The organism is Achromobacter pulmonis (genome assembly GCF_002885955.2).
Classification (GTDB): Bacteria; Pseudomonadota; Gammaproteobacteria; order Burkholderiales; family Burkholderiaceae_B; genus Achromobacter; species Achromobacter pulmonis_A.
Window position 1 is genome coordinate 524,933 of record NZ_POQS01000001.1, and the last position, 17,463, is coordinate 542,395.

The following is a 17,463-nucleotide window of genomic DNA, read 5'->3' on the forward strand; positions in this document are numbered from 1 at the left end:
TATGGACCGACCGCTATGGACCCCACGCAACTGACCCGCATCCAGGGCGGCCAGCCCTACCCGCTGGGCGCGACCAGCGACGGGCTGGGCGTCAACTTCGCCGTGTTCTCGGCCAACGCCACGCGCATCGAGCTGTGCCTGTTCGACGCCAAGGCGCGCAAGGAACTGCGCCGCTTCGACCTGCCGGAATGCACCGACGAAGTCTGGCACGGCTATCTGCCCGACGCCCATCCCGGCCTGGTCTACGGTTATCGCGCGCATGGTCCGCACGATCCGCGCAATGGCCACCGCTTCAATCCGCACAAGCTGCTGCTCGACCCCTACGCGCGCCAGCTGACCGGCCCGCTGCGCTGGAGCGACGCGCTGTTCGGCTACCGCATGAACCACGCGCGCGGCGACCTCAGCATCGACCGCCGCGACAGCGCACCCGCCGTGCCCAAGGCCATCGTGCCCGAGGAAGCCCCTTTCATCTGGGGCAACAGCCGCCCGCCGGCCACGCCGTGGCAGGACACCATCATCTATGAAGTGCACGTGCGCGGCGCCTCCATGCTGCGCGAAGACCTGCGCCCGCCGCTGCGCGGCACCTGCGCCGCGCTGGCCGATCCGCGCTTTATCGAGCACTTGCAGCGGCTGGGCGTGACCGCGGTGGAGCTGCTGCCGGTGCACGCCTTCCTGCAGGACCGCTTCCTGACCGAACGCGGGCTGCGCAACTACTGGGGCTACAGCACGCTGTCCTACTTCGCGCCCGAGCCGGCCTACCTGCAGCACAACCCGAACGAACTGCGCCAGGCCATCCGCCGGCTGCACGCCGCCGGCATCGAGGTGATACTGGACGTGGTCTACAACCACACCTGCGAAGGCAACGAAATGGGCCCCACCCTGTCCTGGCGCGGGCTGGACAACGCCAGCTACTACCGCCTGGTGCCGGGCGACGAGCGCTACTACATCAACGACACCGGCTGCGGCAACACCGTCAACCTGTCGCACCCGCGCGTGCTGCAGATGGTGACCGACTCGCTGCGCTACTGGGCCAGTTCCTACGGCGTGGACGGATTCCGCTTCGACCTGGGCGTCACGCTGGGCCGCGAAGGCACGGGCTACGATCCCGGCTCCGGATTCTTCGACGCGGTGCTGCAGGACCCGGCGCTGGCCCGGCTCAAACTGATTTCCGAACCCTGGGACGTGGGCCCGGACGGCTACCAGCTCGGCAACCACCCGCCCGGTTTCGCGGAATGGAACGACAAGTTCCGCGACGGCGTGCGCCGCTACTGGCGCGGCGACGACGGCATGCGCGGCGAGATCGCCGCCCGTCTTTGCGGCTCGCGCGAGCTGTTCGACCGCCGCCACCGCCGGCCCTGGGCCACGGTCAACTACGCGGCCTCGCACGACGGCTTCACGCTGGCCGATATCGTGTCCTACGACAACAGCCATAACGAGGCCAACGGCGAGAACGGCAACGACGGGCACGGCGAGAACTACAGCCGCAACTGGGGCGAGGAAGGCCCGACCCAGGACGCCGCCATCCTGGAAACCCGGGCGCTGGCGGCGCGCGCCATGCTGGCCAGCGTGTTGCTGTCGGACGGCACTCCCATGCTGCTGGCCGGCGACGAATTCGGCAACAGCCAGGACGGCAACAATAATGCGTATTGCCAGGACAACGCGGTGTCGTGGCTGGACTGGACTCAGGCGCAGAGCGACGCGGGGCGCGAACTGACGCGTTACGTCGCGCGCCTGGTCGCGCTGCGCCGCGCCCATCCCAGCGTGCGCGCCGCCCGCTACAGCGACGCCGCCCGCGAGCCCAGCCCGGGCGTGGCCGCCATCGCCTGGTTCGACGCCGCCGGCGCGCCGCTGGACCAGGCGGCGTGGGACGCCGAACAGGAGCGCGTGCTGGCGCTGCGCCGCGCCGCCTCGCGCGAAGACGGTGGCGTCGACCTCACCCTGCTGCTGCTCAACCCCGGCGACGAGGCCGCCGTGTTCACGCTGCCCGCGCCGGCCGCGGCCTGGATACGCGAACTGGATTCGGCCACGCTGGCCCCGGCCGCGCCGCTGGCCGACGCCGCGGTCACGGTGGCGGCGCACAGCGTGGTGCTGCTGGCGGCCGCGCAGCTGAACGGAGACGCATCATGACGGCGGCCGGCGGCGGTTTCGGCGCCACGCTGCTCGACAGCGGCGTGACGCGCTTCCGGCTGTGGGCCCCGACCGCGCCGGCGGGCCTGGCGCTGGAGGTCGAAGGCCATGCCCCCATCGCGCTGCGCCCGGGCGCCGACGGCTTCGTGCAGGCGGACGTCGATTGCCCGCCCGGCGCGCGCTACCACTACCGGCTGGACGCCGATACCGTCATGCCCGATCCGGCCTCGCGCCTGCAGGACGGCGACGTGCACGGCGACAGCATCGTGGTCGCGCCCGACGCCTATCCCTGGCGCCATCCGGACTGGCGCGGCCTGCCCTGGGAACAGAGCGTGCTTTACGAAACGCACGCCGGCCTGGAAGGCGGCTACGCGCAGCTGGAGGCGCGCCTGCCGGCGCTGGCCGCGCTGGGCGTCACGCTGCTGGAACTGATGCCCATCGCCGATTTTCCCGGCCCGCGCAATTGGGGCTATGACGGCGTGCTGCCCTATGCGCCCGACACCGCCTACGGCACGCCCGAGGAGCTGAAGCGGCTGATCGACACCGCTCACGGCCTGGGCATGGGCGTGATGCTGGACGTGGTCTACAACCACTTCGGGCCGGACGGCAACTATCTGGCGCGCTACGCCGCGCCCTTCTTCCGCAAGGACGCGCACACGCCCTGGGGCGACGCCATCGACTTCCGCCAGCCGGCGGTCAGCCAGTTCTTCAAGGACAACGCGGTGTACTGGCTGACCGAGTACCGCTTCGACGGCCTGCGGCTGGACGCCGTGCACGCCATCGTCGGCCACCGGTGGCTGCACGAGCTGGCGGCCGAGGTGCGCCGCCGCGTCCCGGCCGAACGCCGCGTGCATCTGGTGCTGGAAAACGACGACAACCGCGCCAGCCTGCTTTGCGGCGACTATGACGCCCAATGGAACGACGACGCGCACCACGTGCTGCACCATCTGCTGACCGGCGAAACCCAGGGCTACTACGCCGACTACGCCGATCGCCCGGCCGAGGCGCTGGCGCGCTGCCTGTCCGAGGGCTGGCTCTACCAGGGGCAGCCCTCGCCCTACCGCGGCGGCGAGCCGCGCGGCGAGCCCAGCGCCGACCTGCCGCCGACCGCCTTCGTGCTGTTCCTGCAAAACCACGACCAGACCGGCAACCGCGCCTTCGGCGAACGCCTGACCAGCCTGGTCGACGAGCCGGCGCGGCTGCGCGCCGCGGTCGCGCTGCAGCTGCTGGCGCCGCAGATTCCCTTGATCTTCATGGGCGAGGAACACGGCTCGCGCACGCCTTTTCTTTATTTCACCAGCCATGCCGACCCGGCGCTGGCGCAGGCCGTGCGCGACGGCCGGCGGCGCGAGTTCGCGCGCTTCGCGCAGTTTGCGGGGGCCGACGCGGCGCGGCGCCTGCCCGATCCCAACGACCCCGCGACCTGGCTGGCCAGCCACGCCGAACCCGGCGACGACGCGCGGCAATGGCTGGAGACCTATACCGCCCTGCTGCAGCTGCGCGCCCGCCTGATCGCGCCCAGGCTGGCCGGCGCGGTCAGCCTGGGCGCCAGCGCCGTGGGCCGCCACGGCGTGTTCGCGCGCTGGCGGCTGGCCGACGGCGCGCGGCTGGAGGTCTACGCCAACCTGGGGCCGCGCCGCCTGCCGCTGCCGCAGGCGCTGCTGCCGGGCGCGGACCTGTACGCCACGCTGCTGTTCGAATCCCTGGCCGGCGGACGCGACGGCCTGGCGCGCGGCGAACTTTGCGGCGACACCACCGTGTGGCTGCTGGAGGAGCCGGCATGAGCGCGGACGACGCTTTGTCGGCGCTGGCCGCCAGGGCCGGCATCGCGGAACACTGGACCGACGCGCGCCAGCGCCCGCAGCGCGTCTCGCCCGACGCCTTGCGGGCGCTATTGGCCGCCCTGGGCCTGCCCGCGGCCAGCGCCCGAGACATACGCGAAAGCGCGGACCGGCTGGACGAGGAAGCGGCGCGGCTGCCGCCGCTGCTCGCGGCGCGCGCCGGCGATCCGCTGAAACTGCCGCGCGACGCGCGCGGCGCGTATCAGATCCGCTGCGAGTCCGGCCGTTTGATCGAGGGCGCGGCCGGCCCCTTGCTGACCGCGCCCGACGAGCCGGGCTATCACGCGTTGTCCTTCGCTTCGGGACAGGACGCGGTGCTGGCGGTCGCGCCGCGCCGCACGCCGGGCATGGCGGAGCTGACCGGACAGGCCCGTCCGCGCAGCTGGGGCCTGTGCGCGCAGGTCTACAGCCTCCGGCGCGCGCCGGTCCCGGGCGGGCCGCAGCCGGAGGACGACTTCGGCGACTTCGGCGCGCTGCGCGAACTGGCGCGGCTGGCCGGCGCCCAGGGCGCCGACGCGCTGGCCATCAGCCCGGTGCACGCCATGTTTGCGGCGCAACCGGCGCGTTGCAGCCCCTACGCGCCGTCCAGCCGCTTGTTCCTGAACACGCTGTACGCCAATCCGGTGGCGGTGCTGGGCGCCGCGGCGCTGCGCCGCGCCCAGGTCGAGGAACCCGGCGGATACGGCGCGGCGCCCTGGATAGACTGGCCCCACGCGGGCGCGCGGCGCCAGCGCCTGCTGCGCGCCCTGCACCGCCAGTTCCAGGCGGTGGCCGCGACCGACCTGCGCCAGCAATATGCGCGCTTCTGCGCCGCGCAGGGCCAGGCGCTGCGGGACCACGCGGTGTTCGAAGCGCTGCACGCGGCGCGCGGCGGCGAGGATACGTCCTGGCCGCAATGGCCGGCGCAATGGCGCGACCCCGAGTCGCCCTGCGTGCGCCGCTTTGCCCGCCTCCATGCCCAGGAGGTGGATTTCCATTGTTTCGCGCAATGGCTGGCGGCCGAAAGCCTGGCGCAGGCGCACGCCGCGGGCCGCGAGGCCGGCATGCGGATCGGCCTGGTGGCCGACCTGGCGGTGGGCGACAGTCCGGACGGCAGCCACGCCTGGTCGCGCCAGGCCGACCTGATGCCGCGCATGGCCATCGGCGCGCCGCCCGATATCCATAACCCGCAGGGGCAGAACTGGGGCCTGACCGCATTCTCGCCGCGCGCGCTGGCGGCTTCCGGCTACGCCGCCTTCATCGACATGCTGCGCGCCACGCTGGCGCACGCCGGCGGCGTGCGCATCGACCATATCCTGGGCATGGCCCGGCTGTGGCTGGTGCCCGATGGCGCGCCGGCCGGCGGCGGCGCCTATCTGCGCTATCCGCTCGGCACGCTGCTGGCGCTGACGGCACTGGAAGCGTGGCGGCACCGCGCGCTGGTGATAGGCGAGAACCTGGGCACCGTGCCCGCGGGCTTCGACGACACGCTGGCCGCGCACGGCGTGCTGGGCATGGACGTGCTGTGGTTCATGCGCCGGCCCGGCGAATCCGCCCCGTTCCTGCCCGCGAGCGCGTGGCCGCCGGCCGCCGCGGCCATGACGACCACGCACGACCTGCCCACGCTGCGCGGCTGGTGGGCCGGCCACGACATAGACTGGCGCGCCCGCCTCGGCCTGCTCGGCCCGGGAGAAAGCGCCGACACGCTGCGCCGCGAACGCGCCGCCGACCGCGCGCTGCTGGCGCAGGCCATCGGCGCCGACGAGCGCACGGCGCCCGCCGCGCCGCCCGTGCCCGCGCTGCTGCGCTTCGTGTCTTCCGCGCCCTGCCCGCTGCTGCTGGCGCCGATGGAGGACCTGGCCGGAGCGCTGGACCAGCCCAACCTGCCCGGCACCATAGACCAGCATCCCAACTGGCGCCAGCGCCTGCCGCTGGACAACCGCGCCTGCTTCGAAGAGCCCGGCGCGCGGCTGCGGCTGGACGCGCTGCGCGCCGGCCGCGAGCGAGGCCCGCCATGACCGCCCCACGCGCCACCATCCGCCTGCAATTGCACGCCGGCTTCACACTGGACGACGCCTGCGCGCGCGTGGGCTATTACGCGGACCTGGGCGTCAGCCACCTGTACCTGTCGCCCATCACCCGCGCGCGCGCCGGCTCCACCCACGGCTATGACGTGATCGACCACGGCTGCGTCAATCCCGAGCTGGGCGGCGAGCCGGCGCTGCGGCGCCTGGCGCGGGCGGCCCGCGGCCGCGGGCTCGGGCTGATCGCCGACATCGTGCCCAACCACATGGCCGCCCACCCGGACAACCGCTGGTGGCGCGACGTGCTGGCGCACGGCGCCGCCAGCGCGCACGCGCGCTGTTTCGACATCGACTGGGACCCGCCGGACGCCGCGCTGCGCGGCAAGGTGCTGCTGCCGGTGCTGGCCGAGCCCTATGGCGAGGCGCTGGCGCGCGGCGCGATCCGGCTGCGCCACGATCCGGACGGCGGCGCGCCCGCGCTGGAGGCCGCCGGCGCGCTGTATCCCGTGGCCGCGCCCTCGATTCCGCGCGGCCTGTCCGGCGCGTCGCTGGAGGATATGTACGACCCCGCGCGGGACGCGAGCCGCCGGCGCCTGCACGAACTGCTGGAACGCCAGCATTACCGGCTGGCGTGGTGGCGCACCGCGCCCGACCAGATCAACTGGCGCCGCTTTTTCGAAATCAGCGAACTGGTGGGCGTGCGCGTCGAGGACGAAGCGGTGTTCGAGGCGGTCCACGCGATGGTGCTGCGGCTATACGCCGAGGGCATCCTGGACGGCCTGCGCATCGACCACATCGACGGGCTGGCCGCGCCGGGGGCCTATCTGCGCCGCCTGGGCCAGCGCCTGGCCCAGGCCGGCGAGCCCTATGTGGTGGTGGAAAAAATCCTGGCCCCCGAAGAAAGCCCGGACCCGCGCTGGCGGACGGACGGCACCACCGGCTACGACTTCATGGACCAGGTCGGCGCGCTGCTGCACGCCCCGGACGCCGAAGCGCCGCTGCGCGTATTCTGGCAGGCCCTGACGGGCGACGTGCGCGCCCCGCGCGAGCAGCTGGAAGCCGCGCGCCGCCGCATGCTGGCGCGCCACTTTCCGTCGGAACGGCTGGCGCTGGCGCGCTGCCTGGCGCGCATCGCCCGCCAGGACCTGCGCACCCGCGACTGGAGCGCGCAGGCCATCGACCGCGCGCTGTCGGCCGTGCTGACGGCATTTCCCGTCTACCGCAGCTATGCCGAAGACGGCGGGCGCGGCGAGGCCGACCGCCGCGTATGCCGCGCCGCCTTCGCGCGCGCGGCGCAACTGCTGCCGGCCCCGGCCGGCGGCGCCGACGCGGCCTTGCTGGAATTGCTGGACGGGTGGCTGGACGGCTCGCCGGGGCCGGACCCCGAGGTCCGCGCGCTGGCCTTGCGCCGCTTCCAGCAACTGACTCCGCCGTTGGCCGCCAAGGCGCTGGAAGACACGCTGTTCTACCGTTACGGACCGCTGCTGTCGCGCAACGAGGTCGGCGCCGCGCCCGACTGCTTTGCGCTGGCGCCGGCCGAGTTCCTGGCGCGCACGCGGGCGCGCGCCCAGGCGCATCCGCGCGCCATGCTGGCCACCGCCACGCACGACCACAAGCGCGGCGAAGACGCGCGCGCCCGCCTGGCCGCGCTGAGCGAAATGCCGCAGCGCTGGCGCGATACCGCGCTGCGCTGGATACAGGCGCTGCCCGCGGCGAACGACGCGCCGACGCTGGCCGACCGCTATCTGCTGGTGCAGACCCTGGTGGGCGCGTGGCCGGCCGATTGGAGCGCGGGCGACGACATGCCGGACGACGCGGCGCTAGCGGACTGGTTCGGGCGCATCGGGCAATGGCAGACCAAGGCGCTGCGCGAAGCCAAGCTGCACACCAGCTGGACCGATCCGGACCCAGCCTACGAGGACGCCGCCCAGGGCCTGCTGGACTTCCTGCGCGCCGATCCCGCGGGCCGCGGATTGCTCGAAGAGATCGCCGCGTTCGCCGCCGGACTGGCGCCCGCCGGCATGGTCAACAGCCTGGTCCAGACCCTGCTGCGCAATACGCTGCCGGGCGTGCCGGACCTGTATCAGGGCACGGAGCTGTGGGACTTCAGCCTGGTCGATCCCGACAACCGCCGCCCGGTGGACTACGCCCGCCGCGAGGCGCTGCTGGCGCAGGCGCGTGCGGCTTCGGCCCCAGATCTGTCGGACGCGGCCTGGCGCAGCGGCGCGGTCAAGCTGGCGCTGATCCAGCGGCTGCTGGCGGCGCGCGCGCGCACGCCCGCGCTGTACGCCGGGGCCGATTGCGAGGCGGTGCCCGTGCACGGCCCCCGGTCCGGCCAGGTGCTGGCCTGGCTGCGCCGCCACGCCGACGGCGACGCGCTCATCGTCGCGCCGCATCTGTGCGCGCTGGCGCTGGCGGACTATGCGCGCGGCCGCGCCGACGCCGCGCGAGGCTACTGGGCCGATACGGTGCTGCGCCTGCCTGCCGCCCGCTGGCGCAACGCGCTGGACGGCCGGCGCATGACGCTGCTGGCCGACGGCAGCCTGCCGCTGGCCGAAGCGCTGCGCGACCTGCCGGTGGCGCTCTGCCTGTCGGGGCCGCCTGGCGATGAATAGATAAAGGCCCTGCCCGGCAACCAGGACAGGGCCTGCGCCGGCGTCGCGCCTTGCGGCGCGGCGCGCGGCCTTGGGGCGTCAGCGCGGCATCTTGCTTTGCTGCCCCGGCGCATGGCCTTGCTGCTGGCGGCCCTTGTCGGCCTGCTGGCCGGATTGCTGCCCCGGCTGGCGACGGTCCCGCTGGTCTTCCTGGCTCTGCTGTTTCTGGGGCTGCTTCTGCTGGTCGGGCTGGTTCTGAGTCGACATTGCACGTCTCCTGATGAAGCGGACACACTCCGCCGGACTATGCAGAGCAACCCGCGTGCCCAAGGCCGACGGCCGGGCAACCCGACATGCAAGAGGGAAAAAAACGCCAAGAACCGCGCGCCGGCCCGGTAAATTCTGCGCGGGCGCGCCGCTATTGCGTGGTGACGTGGCGCGTGCGACGCGCCGGCGGCGCGTCCTGGCGGGCGTCGTCATAGGCGTCCAGCCAGGTCGAGGCGTACGGGATGGGCGCGGCCAGCGCCTCGCCGCGCTCGCGCTGCGTGCGCAGGCGCATCATCAGTTCGTCCAGCGGCATGGGCCGGCCCAGCGCGAAGCCCTGCCCGTAGCGGCAGCCCGCGGCGCGCAGCGCGGGAATGTCGGCCACGTTCTCCACCCCTTCGGCGACCACCCGCCGGCCCAGCCGGTTGGCCAGCTCGGCCGCCGCCCGCAGTACCTCGAACGCCACGGCGCTGCGCCGCATGCGGGTGACGAAATACTGGTCGATCTTGACTTCGGACAGCGGAATGGCCGAGAGCAGTTTCAGCGACGCGTGGCCGGTGCCGAAATCATCCAGGCTGACCTCGCAGCCCGCGTTCTCCAGCTTGAGCAGCGCCGCGCGCAGCACGTCGAGTTCGCGGATCGGCTGGTCTTCGGTGAGCTCCACGCGCAGCAGCGAAGCCGGCAGTTCGGCGGCGTGGATGCGGCCCAGCAAGAAGTCCACCGCGCGCTCGTCCGACAGCGTGGACGCGGGCGCATTGACCGCGAGGGGCACCGCGATGCCGGCGCGCCTGAGGGTGAGCAGCATGTCGATCGCGCGCAGGGACACGCGCTCGAAGAAGGCCCTGTCCAGGCCCAGCCGGTTGATTGCGGGAATGAATTCGCCGGGCATGACGATGCCCAGTCTCGGATGATGCCAGCGCGCCAGCGCCTCGGCCGACACGATACGGCCCGTCAACAGGTCCACCTGCGGCTGCAGCAGCACGCGCAGCCCATCCTTGCCATTTACCAATGCGGCGATCTCGTCGTCGCTCGCCACCGAGCCTGTGGAAGCCTCGTGATTCGACGTCATGCCGACGCTCCTTGCGTGCCACCNACACGATACGGCCCGTCAACAGGTCCACCTGCGGCTGCAGCAGCACGCGCAGCCCATCCTTGCCATTTACCAATGCGGCGATCTCGTCGTCGCTCGCCACCGAGCCTGTGGAAGCCTCGTGATTCGACGTCATGCCGACGCTCCTTGCGTGCCACCGGGCAGAGCCTGCGCTGTCCGGGCGCAGAAAGCGGCACATTTGGACATGAGTATTCCCAGCTACAGCGTTTTTTATGCGATTTCCTATGTTTGTTCCAGGCAAATTTTCATATTTGACGCGGCAAAGATACAGAAGTGTGTCCATATGTACTCCCGCGGTCTTTAACGCGATGGCCGACACTTTTGGTTGCCAATGCGATGGCGGGGAGTTGCGGCCGTTCGTGGAAACTGAGTACGGGTTGACCCTTATCAAGGGCCGATCGCACCGAACGCGCAACCATGTTGTTGACCGATCACGTTCAACCCAGGAGGCCATCATGTACCGCCGCATTTCCGTACACCTCGATCACGGATTCGACTGTAAGCGCCGCACCGACGCCGCGCTCGGGCTGGCCCGCCGCCACAAGGCCGAGCTCGTCGGCATTTACGCCAACGCCGCGCCGCCGCAGTACTACTACGGCGAATCGGTGCTGATGTCGCGCGCCGCCAGCGTCATGGAGCAACTGCAGACCCAGAGCCGCGATGCGGTGCTGAACGGCTTTCTCGCCTCCGCCGCGGCCGCCGACGTGCCGGCGGCGGTGCGCGCCGGCGAAGCCTCGCCCAGCGCCACCGTCGCGGCGCTGGGCCGCGCCAGCGACCTCATCGTCGTCAGCCAGGAGAACCGCGAAGACGTCGAAGCCGCGCACGAGATCGAGTTCGTCGAGCAGACGCTGCTGACGGCCGGCCGTCCGGTGCTGGTGGTGCCGTCCATCGGCGCCTTCCCGGTGATCGGCGAGCGCGTGCTGTGCTGTTGGGATGGCAGCCGCGAAGCCGCCCGCGCGCTGGCCGACGCCGCGCCCATGCTGCGCCTGGCTTCGACCCTGATCGTGCTGACCATGGAGGAAGGCGAATCGCGCGGCAAGGCGCAGATCGCGTTCGAGGACCTGGCCAGCTTCTGCGAAGCCCACGGCATGCCGGCGCCCGAGCACGTGCGCCGCGACGTCAAGGGCGTGGGAGTGGGCAGCACCATCCTGAACGCGGCCGCGGACTTCAGCGCGGACCTGCTCGTCATGGGCGCCTATGGCCACAGCAAGCTGCGCCAGTGGGCGCTGGGCGGCGCCACCGCGTCGATCCTGAAAAACATGACCTTGCCGGTCATGTTCTCCCACTAGCGGGAACCGGGCGCGCGGTGTCCGCGCGCCCGCCGCCGCGCGCCTACAAGCGTCCGGTCAGCAGCATCACGATCAACACGATCAGCAGAATGCCCAGGATGCCGCTGGGGAAGTAGCCCCAGCCCCTGCTGTACGGCCAGGCCGGCACGGCGCCTATCAGCAGCAGGATGAGGATGATCAGCAGAATGGTCGACATGGCGACTCCTCGTCTTTATCGATTCGAGTTCTGGAACGACGGGCGGACATCACTTCCCGGGCGGGGTGATTTCCTTGCCGGGCGGCGACAGCGGGGGCAGATCGACGTCCGGTTCGTCGGTATCGGGGTCCACGGGCAGGTCGCCCGGCGGCGAACCCGGCGGAATCGGATCGGGTTTGGGTGGGACGTGCATATGGAAAAAAGTTTGCATGGCGGCCTCCTTCGGGAATCCCAGCCGCTTGCAGCAAGCGGCGTGCCCGGGCACGCGGGATGCTGCTTGCCGCGCTTCCTTCCACGCCTGCCCTGCCCGCATGAAATCCGCCCGCTCCACCGCTGCGTCCGCGCCGTCCGCCACCACCGAGGCGGGCCTGGTCTATGTCGACGACGCCCGGCCCGGCTATACCCGAATGCGGGTCAACGGCCGCGCCTTCGCCTATCTGGACACGCAGGGACGCCGCATCCGCGACGCGGCTGAAATCGCGCGCATCGACGCGCTGGCGATACCGCCGGCCTATGAAAACGTGTGGATCTGCCCCACCCCGCGCGGACATCTGCAGGCCACGGGCCGCGATGCGCGCGGCCGCAAGCAGTACCGCTACCACCCCGACTGGACCGCGGTGCGCGACGCCGACAAATACCAGAGCCTGGCGGCCTTCGGGCTGGCGCTGCCGCGCGTGCGCAGGCGCGTGCAGCGCGACCTGGCCGCGCCCGGGCTGTCGCAGGACAAGGTCATCGCCACGCTGGTGCGGCTGTTGGAGACCACGCTGATCCGCATCGGCGCGCGCGAATACGCGCGCCAGAACCGTTCCTACGGCCTGACCACGCTCAAGCGCCGCCACGCCAGCGTGGCCGGCGGCCGCATCCGTTTCCGCTTTCACGGCAAGAGCGGCGTGGCGCACGACGTCAGGCTGGCCGACCGGCGCGTGGCGCGCGTGATCAAGCGCTGCATGGATATTCCGGGACAGCAGCTGTTCCAGTACCTGGACGACGAAGGCGAGAGCCATCCGGTGGATTCGGGCGCGGTCAACGCCTATCTGCGCGAGGCCGGCGCGGGCGATTTCACCGCCAAGCATTACCGCACCTGGGCGGGGTCGGTGCTGGCCTTCGCCGCGCTGCAACGCCGTCCCGAGCCGGACCCGGCCCGCGCCCGCCAGGCGGTGGTGGAGGTCATCCGCCAGGTGGCGCAGCGCCTGGCGAACACGCCGGCCGTGTGCCGCGCCTGCTATGTGCATCCGGCCATCCTGGAGGCCTATCTGGAAGGCCGGCTGCCGCCGCGCGCACGCGCGCCGGACGGCCCGCGCGGGCTGGACGCCGACGAGCGCCGGCTGCTCGCCTTTCTGCAACGAGGCGGCCGCGGGCCTGGCTCAAAGAATCGATGAACGCGCGTTCTTGGCGCGCGGCTGCGGCGCCGAGCCGTCGGCCCAATTCGATTCGGTGCGATTGTCCACCACGGCGCGCCGGTCGCGCGCGGCTTCGTCCGGTGTCGAGGCGTCCGGCTTGTCCGGCATGCGCGGAACGTCGACGGGACCGCGAGGCGGCAGTATCTTAACGTTGTCTTGCGCGCCGTCCTGTGGCCCCTTGCGGGCGCGGGCGGACTTGCCATGTCCGGATTTGGCTGCGGGTTTCATGCGTATCTCCTTCCGGTTCCGGTCTTTCATGCTACGGCGTCGCGTGCGCCGGAAAAGCCCCCGGCGCGGCGAAATTGCAAGCGGATGTGCCCGCCCCGGCCGGGCACGCCGATTGCCGGCAGGCACGGCGGCTCACAAGGAGATGCAATGCGAGACTCAAATTTCGGCCTGTGTGTGCAAGCCTGCTACGAATGCGCCGTGGCCTGCGACGCGTGCGCCGCGATGTGCCTGCGGGAAGACGCCGCCGGCATGCAGCGGGCCATCGGCCTGTGCACGGATTGCGCCGCCGTCTGCCGGCTGTGCGCGGCCATGCTGGCGCGCGACGGCGAGTTCGCCAAGGGGCTGTGCGCCTTGTGCGCCCCGCTCTGCGACGCCTGCGCCCGCGCGTGTTCGGCGTCGCCGGCGCAGCATTGCCAGATCTGCGCCGGCGCCTGCCTGGGCTGCGCGCTGGCCTGCCGCGACATGCTCGGGCCCTGATCCCGACCCGTCTTGCGCGCCGTCCCGGGCCGGCTTGCAAGACGCTTTTCCAGCCCGACCGCCAGGAGCTTGCGATGGCCACTACCAACACCCCCCTGCCCTCCGATTTTCCCGAGAACGGCCCGGACAACAGCAGCCTGCGCCGCCGCGCGCGGCATCCGGAATCCTGGATCGACGAACTGGAGGCCACTCTCAACGATAAGGAAGCCACCGATCTGGAGGCGCTGCGCGAGCGGCTGTCGGAGCAGCTGCGCGCCACCCGGCGCAGCCTGCGCGACGCTTCCGACAATGCGGGCGACCTGATGCGCGAAACCATCGATTGCACCGAGGAGTACATCCATGCCCGGCCGTGGCAGGCGATCGGGCTGGTGGCCGGCGCGGCCTTTCTGTTCGGCGTGGTGGTCGGCCGCCAGTAGCGCGGCCGCGGCCGCATGCCCGGCGCCGGGCATGCGGCTTGCTGCTCATCCCGTCCCCGACCTCTGGAGGCGGCCATGCCGCGTACCATCTGGAAAGGCGCGATCTCGTTCGGCCTGGTGCACGTGCCCATCGTGGTGCATGCGGCCACGCGGCCGCAGCGCCTGGATTTCGACTGGATAGACCGGCGCGACGACGCGCCCGTCGGCTACCAGCGCATCAACAAGCGCACCGGCAAGCCCGTCGCCTCGGAAGACATCGTCAAGGGCTACGAGTACGAAAAAGGCGAATACGTCTACATGAACGACGAGGACTTCAAGCGCGCCAACGTCGCCGCCACCCAGACGGTGGAGATCCAGGGTTTCGTCGACGCCGCCGAAGTGCCGATCTATTACTACGACACCCCTTACTACCTGGCGCCGGACCGGCGCGGCGAAAAAGGCTACGTGCTGTTGCGCGAGGTGCTGCGCCAGGCCGGCAGGCTGGGGCTGGCGCGCGTGGTGCTGCACACGCGCCAATACCTGTGCGCGCTGCTGCCGCAGGGCGACGCCCTGATGCTGATCACGCTGCGCTACGCCGGCGAGATCCTGTCGGCCGATGACCTGGACCTGCCCGCCGGCAAGACCGCCGCGCCGGCCGCGCGCGAACGCGACATGGCGTTGCGGCTGGTCGAGGAGATGACCGGCCCCTGGGACCCGCAGGCCTATCGCGACGACTATCGCGAAGACCTGCTGGCGGCCATCGAGAAGAAGATCAAGGCCGGCCGCACCCACGTGCTGGCCGAAGCCGAGGACGGCGCGAAGGCGCCGCGCGAATCGGCCAAGGTGATAGACCTGATGTCGCTGCTCAAGCAGAGCATCGAGCAGCGCGGCGGCGCCCGCAAGGCGCCGGCCAAGCGCGCCGCGCCGAAGAAAAAGCCCGCCGCCAAGAAAACTGCCGCCAAAACTGCCGCCAAGTCCGGCGCGTCCGCCAGGCGCAAGGCGGCGTGAGCCGGTCATAAGGAGTTCCCATGAGCGAACCGCTGGCTCAGTACCGCAGGATGCGCGACTTCACCGGCACCCGCGAGCCTGCCGGCAAGGCGCCGCGCGCGCGCCGCGCCGGCGATCTGTCCTTCGTGGTCCAGCGCCACGAGGCGCGCGCGCTGCACTACGACTTCCGCCTGGAACTCGACGGCGTGCTGGTGAGCTGGGCCGTGCCCAAGGGCCCCAGCCGCGATCCGGACGTCAAGCGTCTGGCCATCAAGGTCGAGGACCACCCGGTCGAATACGGCAAGTTCGAGGGCGACATCCCCAAGGGCCATTACGGCGCCGGCCACGTGGACATCTGGGACCGCGGCACCTGGACGCCGGACGGCGACCCCAGGCGCGGACTGGCGCGCGGGCATCTGCGCTTCACCCTGCACGGCGGCACCCTGAACGGCGCCTGGGCCCTGCTGCGCCTGGGCAAGGAAGACAAGCAATGGCTGCTGCGCAAGCTGGACGACGAGGCGGCGCTCGAAGGCGATGACGCCGAGGCGGCCCGCAAGGCCGAGGCGAAAAAGCCCGCCAAGGCGGCGAAGACGACGAAAACGACCAAAAGCGCCCGGCCGGCCACGCGCCGCGCGGCGCTGCCGGCCACGCTCGCGCCGCAACTGGCCACGCTGGTCGAGGCTCCGCCGCAGGGAACGGGCTGGTCCTACGAGGTCAAGTACGACGGCTATCGCATCCTGTGCCGCGTGCACGGCGGACGCGCGCGCCTGGTCAGCCGCAGCGGCATCGACTGGACCGCGCGCATGGCCGTGCTGGCCGACGCCCTGGATGCGCTGGACCTGCCCGACGGCTGGATCGACGGCGAGGTGGTCTGCCTGGACGAGCGCGGCATATCGGACTTCCAGCTGCTGCAGAACGCGCTGGACGGCCGCACCCAGGACCTGTCGTTCATGGCCTTCGACCTGCCCTACTGGGACGGCGAGGACCTGCGCGATCTGCCCCTGTCCGAGCGCCAGGCGCGCCTGGAGCAGGTGCTGGCCGCGCTGCCGGACGGCGTCCCCTTGCAGATGACGCAGCGCCTGGAGGTGGCCGACGGCACCGAAGGACGCGCGGCCTGGTCCGAAGCCTGCCGGCTGAGCCTGGAAGGGCTGATCTGCAAGCGCCTGGATTCGCGCTACGTGGCGGGCCGGGGCACGGCCTGGCTGAAACTCAAGTGCCGGCCGCGCCAGGAATACGTGATCGGCGGCTACACCGCGCCGGCCGGCGCGCGCAAGCATTTCGGCGCGCTGCTGGTGGGCCTGCGCAAGGGCCGGAAGCTGGAATACGCGGGCCGCGTCGGCACAGGCTTCACCGCCGCCACCCTGGCCTCGCTCTACAAGAAGCTGCACGCACTGGAGACGGACGCCAGCCCGTTCGTGGGCGAGCTGCCCGGCCCCGGGCGCTACGGGCAGAGCGCGGGCGAAATCCATTGGGTCAAGCCGGAACTCGTGGCGGAAATCCGCTACGCCAGCGTCACCCAGGACAAGCTGCTGCGCCAGGCTTCCTTCGTCGGGCTGCGCGAGGACAAGCCGGCCAGCGAGGTCGAGGGCGAACGGGTAGCCCCCCCGCCCGAGCCCCCCGCCGCCAGGACGGACAAGGCCGCCGACAAGGTGGGCCAGGTCCGCATCACGCATCCGGGCCGGGTCATCATGCACGACCCGGACACCACCAAGCTGGACCTGGCGCGCTATTACGAGTCGGCCGGCGAGCTGATCCTGCCGCATCTGCGGGGCCGGCGCATCGCGCTGCTGCGCTGCCCGGACGGCACCGACGCCACCTGCTTTTTCCAGAAGCACATCAGCGGCCGGCTGCCCGAGGGCCTGGAACGCGACGGCGAACACCTGCTGATCCGCTCGCTGGAAGGCGTGCTGGCCATGGTGCAGCGCGGCGTCATCGAGTTCCATACCTGGGGCGCGCGCCAGCCGCGGCCCGACGAGCCGGACCGCATCACCATAGACCTGGACCCGGGTCCCGACGTGCAATGGCAGGCGGTCGCCGAAGGCGCGCAGCTGGCGCGCGGCCTGATGCAGGAAATCGGCCTGACGCCGTTCCTGAAGACCACCGGCGGCAAGGGCCTGCACCTGGTCGCGCCGATCCGCGCGACCCAGCCCTGGGACGTGGTCAAGGGCCTGGCGCGCGCGCTGGCCGATGAGCTGGCGCGGGTCATCCCCGAGCGCTACACCTCCAATATGTCCAAAGTGCGCCGCCACGGGCGCATCTTCGTGGACTATCTGCGCAACGGCAACGGCGCCACCGCCATCGCGGCCTACTCGGCGCGCGCCCGCGCCGGCGCGCCGGTGTCGCTGCCCGTGGGCTGGGACGCGCTGGAATCCGGACGCGACTGGCGCGGCGCGGCCTGCAATATCCGCAACGCGGTGGAGCTGGCGCGCGAACTGGGCGATCCCTGGCAAGGCTACGAAGCGGCCCGCAAGACGGTGGGCCCGCGCATGCTGAAGAAACTGGGCCTGTAGCGCCGGCCGGCGTGGGAACGCGGATTGCTCGGTGGGTGCAG

General features: G+C 71.6%; 15 protein-coding genes. 10 read left to right on the forward strand and 5 right to left on the reverse strand.

What is annotated here, in order from left to right; genetic code table 11:
* Nucleotides 1-15: 15 nt before the first annotated feature.
* Genes glgX through treY form a run of 4 tightly spaced genes read left to right on the forward strand, consistent with a single transcriptional unit; the run spans nt 16 to nt 8,586 of the window.
* On the forward strand, nt 16-2,127 hold the full coding sequence (gene glgX / locus C1I89_RS02415) for a glycogen debranching protein GlgX (RefSeq protein WP_102771203.1): 2,112 nt from the start codon (nt 16-18) through the stop codon (nt 2,125-2,127).
* The gene (gene treZ / locus C1I89_RS02420; protein WP_102771204.1) at nt 2,124-3,911 is read left to right on the forward strand and encodes a malto-oligosyltrehalose trehalohydrolase; all 1,788 of its coding nucleotides are present in this window, start codon (nt 2,124-2,126) and stop codon (nt 3,909-3,911) included. The genes glgX and treZ overlap by 4 nt, the downstream gene beginning before the upstream one ends.
* A complete protein-coding gene (gene malQ / locus C1I89_RS02425; protein ID WP_102771205.1) occupies nt 3,908-5,965 on the forward strand; it encodes a 4-alpha-glucanotransferase in 2,058 nt (685 codons plus the stop codon). The genes treZ and malQ overlap by 4 nt, the downstream gene beginning before the upstream one ends.
* Nucleotides 5,962-8,586 carry a malto-oligosyltrehalose synthase gene (treY, locus tag C1I89_RS02430; protein ID WP_102771206.1) on the forward strand — a complete coding sequence of 875 codons (2,625 nt, stop codon included), beginning with the start codon at nt 5,962-5,964 and terminating at the stop codon, nt 8,584-8,586. The genes malQ and treY overlap by 4 nt, the downstream gene beginning before the upstream one ends.
* Nucleotides 8,587-8,664: 78 nt before the next feature.
* Here treY and C1I89_RS34385 read toward each other — a convergent pair whose 3' ends face one another.
* Both C1I89_RS34385 and C1I89_RS02435 read right to left on the reverse strand, forming a co-directional pair.
* Complete coding sequence (locus C1I89_RS34385) at nt 8,665-8,832, reverse strand: hypothetical protein (RefSeq protein WP_168202118.1); 168 nt, start codon at nt 8,830-8,832, stop codon at nt 8,665-8,667.
* Between the two features lie 151 nt (nt 8,833-8,983).
* Nucleotides 8,984-9,898, reverse strand: a complete 915-nt coding sequence (locus tag C1I89_RS02435) for an EAL domain-containing protein (RefSeq protein WP_102771207.1) — start codon at nt 9,896-9,898, stop codon at nt 8,984-8,986.
* A gap of 497 nt (nt 9,899-10,395) precedes the next feature.
* On the opposite strand from C1I89_RS02435, the gene C1I89_RS02445 reads away from it, so the two are divergent.
* Nucleotides 10,396-11,229 (forward strand): universal stress protein, encoded by an 834-nt coding sequence (locus C1I89_RS02445; RefSeq protein WP_102771208.1) that lies wholly within the window; start codon nt 10,396-10,398, stop codon nt 11,227-11,229.
* 43 nt (nt 11,230-11,272) lie between these two features.
* Here C1I89_RS02445 and C1I89_RS02450 read toward each other — a convergent pair whose 3' ends face one another.
* Nucleotides 11,273-11,425 carry a DUF3309 family protein gene (locus C1I89_RS02450; RefSeq protein WP_102771209.1) on the reverse strand — a complete coding sequence of 51 codons (153 nt, stop codon included), beginning with the start codon at nt 11,423-11,425 and terminating at the stop codon, nt 11,273-11,275.
* Nucleotides 11,426-11,474: 49 nt separating this feature from the next.
* On the reverse strand, nt 11,475-11,636 hold the full coding sequence (locus C1I89_RS34390; RefSeq protein ID WP_181390871.1) for a hypothetical protein: 162 nt from the start codon (nt 11,634-11,636) through the stop codon (nt 11,475-11,477).
* A 100-nt stretch (nt 11,637-11,736) separates the two neighbouring features.
* Here C1I89_RS34390 and C1I89_RS02455 point away from each other — a divergent pair, with 100 nt between their 5' ends.
* Nucleotides 11,737-12,804, forward strand: a complete 1,068-nt coding sequence (locus tag C1I89_RS02455; protein WP_102771210.1) for a DNA topoisomerase IB — start codon at nt 11,737-11,739, stop codon at nt 12,802-12,804.
* On the opposite strand, the gene C1I89_RS02460 is transcribed toward C1I89_RS02455, so the two are convergent.
* Complete coding sequence (locus C1I89_RS02460; RefSeq protein ID WP_102771211.1) at nt 12,790-13,053, reverse strand: hypothetical protein; 264 nt, start codon at nt 13,051-13,053, stop codon at nt 12,790-12,792. The genes C1I89_RS02455 and C1I89_RS02460 overlap by 15 nt on opposite strands.
* 147 nt (nt 13,054-13,200) lie before the next feature.
* Between C1I89_RS02460 and C1I89_RS02465 the strand changes: the two genes are divergently transcribed.
* The 4 genes from C1I89_RS02465 to ligD all read left to right on the forward strand — a co-directional run bounded on the left by C1I89_RS02465 (nt 13,201) and on the right by ligD (nt 17,422).
* Nucleotides 13,201-13,530, forward strand: a complete 330-nt coding sequence (locus C1I89_RS02465; RefSeq protein ID WP_102771212.1) for a four-helix bundle copper-binding protein — start codon at nt 13,201-13,203, stop codon at nt 13,528-13,530.
* Between the two features lie 74 nt (nt 13,531-13,604).
* Complete coding sequence (locus C1I89_RS02470; protein ID WP_102771213.1) at nt 13,605-13,946, forward strand: DUF883 family protein; 342 nt, start codon at nt 13,605-13,607, stop codon at nt 13,944-13,946.
* Nucleotides 13,947-14,021: 75 nt separating this feature from the next.
* Nucleotides 14,022-14,933, forward strand: a complete 912-nt coding sequence (ku, locus tag C1I89_RS02475; RefSeq protein ID WP_102771214.1) for a non-homologous end joining protein Ku — start codon at nt 14,022-14,024, stop codon at nt 14,931-14,933.
* A gap of 20 nt (nt 14,934-14,953) precedes the next feature.
* The gene (ligD, locus tag C1I89_RS02480; protein ID WP_102771215.1) at nt 14,954-17,422 is read left to right on the forward strand and encodes a DNA ligase D; all 2,469 of its coding nucleotides are present in this window, start codon (nt 14,954-14,956) and stop codon (nt 17,420-17,422) included.
* Nucleotides 17,423-17,463 lie beyond the last annotated feature (41 nt).

Coding starts and splice junctions, on each gene's coding strand:
- C1I89_RS02455 (WP_102771210.1), top strand. CDS start 11,737: ATGAAATCCGCCCGCTCCACCGCTGCGTCCGCGCCGTCCGCCACCACC.
- C1I89_RS02460 (WP_102771211.1), bottom strand. CDS start 13,053: ATGAAACCCGCAGCCAAATCCGGACATGGCAAGTCCGCCCGCGCCCGC.
- C1I89_RS34390 (WP_181390871.1), bottom strand. CDS start 11,636: ATGCAAACTTTTTTCCATATGCACGTCCCACCCAAACCCGATCCGATT.
- ligD (WP_102771215.1), top strand. CDS start 14,954: ATGAGCGAACCGCTGGCTCAGTACCGCAGGATGCGCGACTTCACCGGC.
- C1I89_RS34385 (WP_168202118.1), bottom strand. CDS start 8,832: ATGTCGACTCAGAACCAGCCCGACCAGCAGAAGCAGCCCCAGAAACAG.
- C1I89_RS02450 (WP_102771209.1), bottom strand. CDS start 11,425: ATGTCGACCATTCTGCTGATCATCCTCATCCTGCTGCTGATAGGCGCC.
- C1I89_RS02435 (WP_102771207.1), bottom strand. CDS start 9,898: ATGACGTCGAATCACGAGGCTTCCACAGGCTCGGTGGCGAGCGACGAC.
- glgX (WP_102771203.1), top strand. CDS start 16: ATGGACCCCACGCAACTGACCCGCATCCAGGGCGGCCAGCCCTACCCG.
- C1I89_RS02470 (WP_102771213.1), top strand. CDS start 13,605: ATGGCCACTACCAACACCCCCCTGCCCTCCGATTTTCCCGAGAACGGC.
- C1I89_RS02445 (WP_102771208.1), top strand. CDS start 10,396: ATGTACCGCCGCATTTCCGTACACCTCGATCACGGATTCGACTGTAAG.
- C1I89_RS02465 (WP_102771212.1), top strand. CDS start 13,201: ATGCGAGACTCAAATTTCGGCCTGTGTGTGCAAGCCTGCTACGAATGC.
- malQ (WP_102771205.1), top strand. CDS start 3,908: ATGAGCGCGGACGACGCTTTGTCGGCGCTGGCCGCCAGGGCCGGCATC.
- ku (WP_102771214.1), top strand. CDS start 14,022: ATGCCGCGTACCATCTGGAAAGGCGCGATCTCGTTCGGCCTGGTGCAC.
- treZ (WP_102771204.1), top strand. CDS start 2,124: ATGACGGCGGCCGGCGGCGGTTTCGGCGCCACGCTGCTCGACAGCGGC.
- treY (WP_102771206.1), top strand. CDS start 5,962: ATGACCGCCCCACGCGCCACCATCCGCCTGCAATTGCACGCCGGCTTC.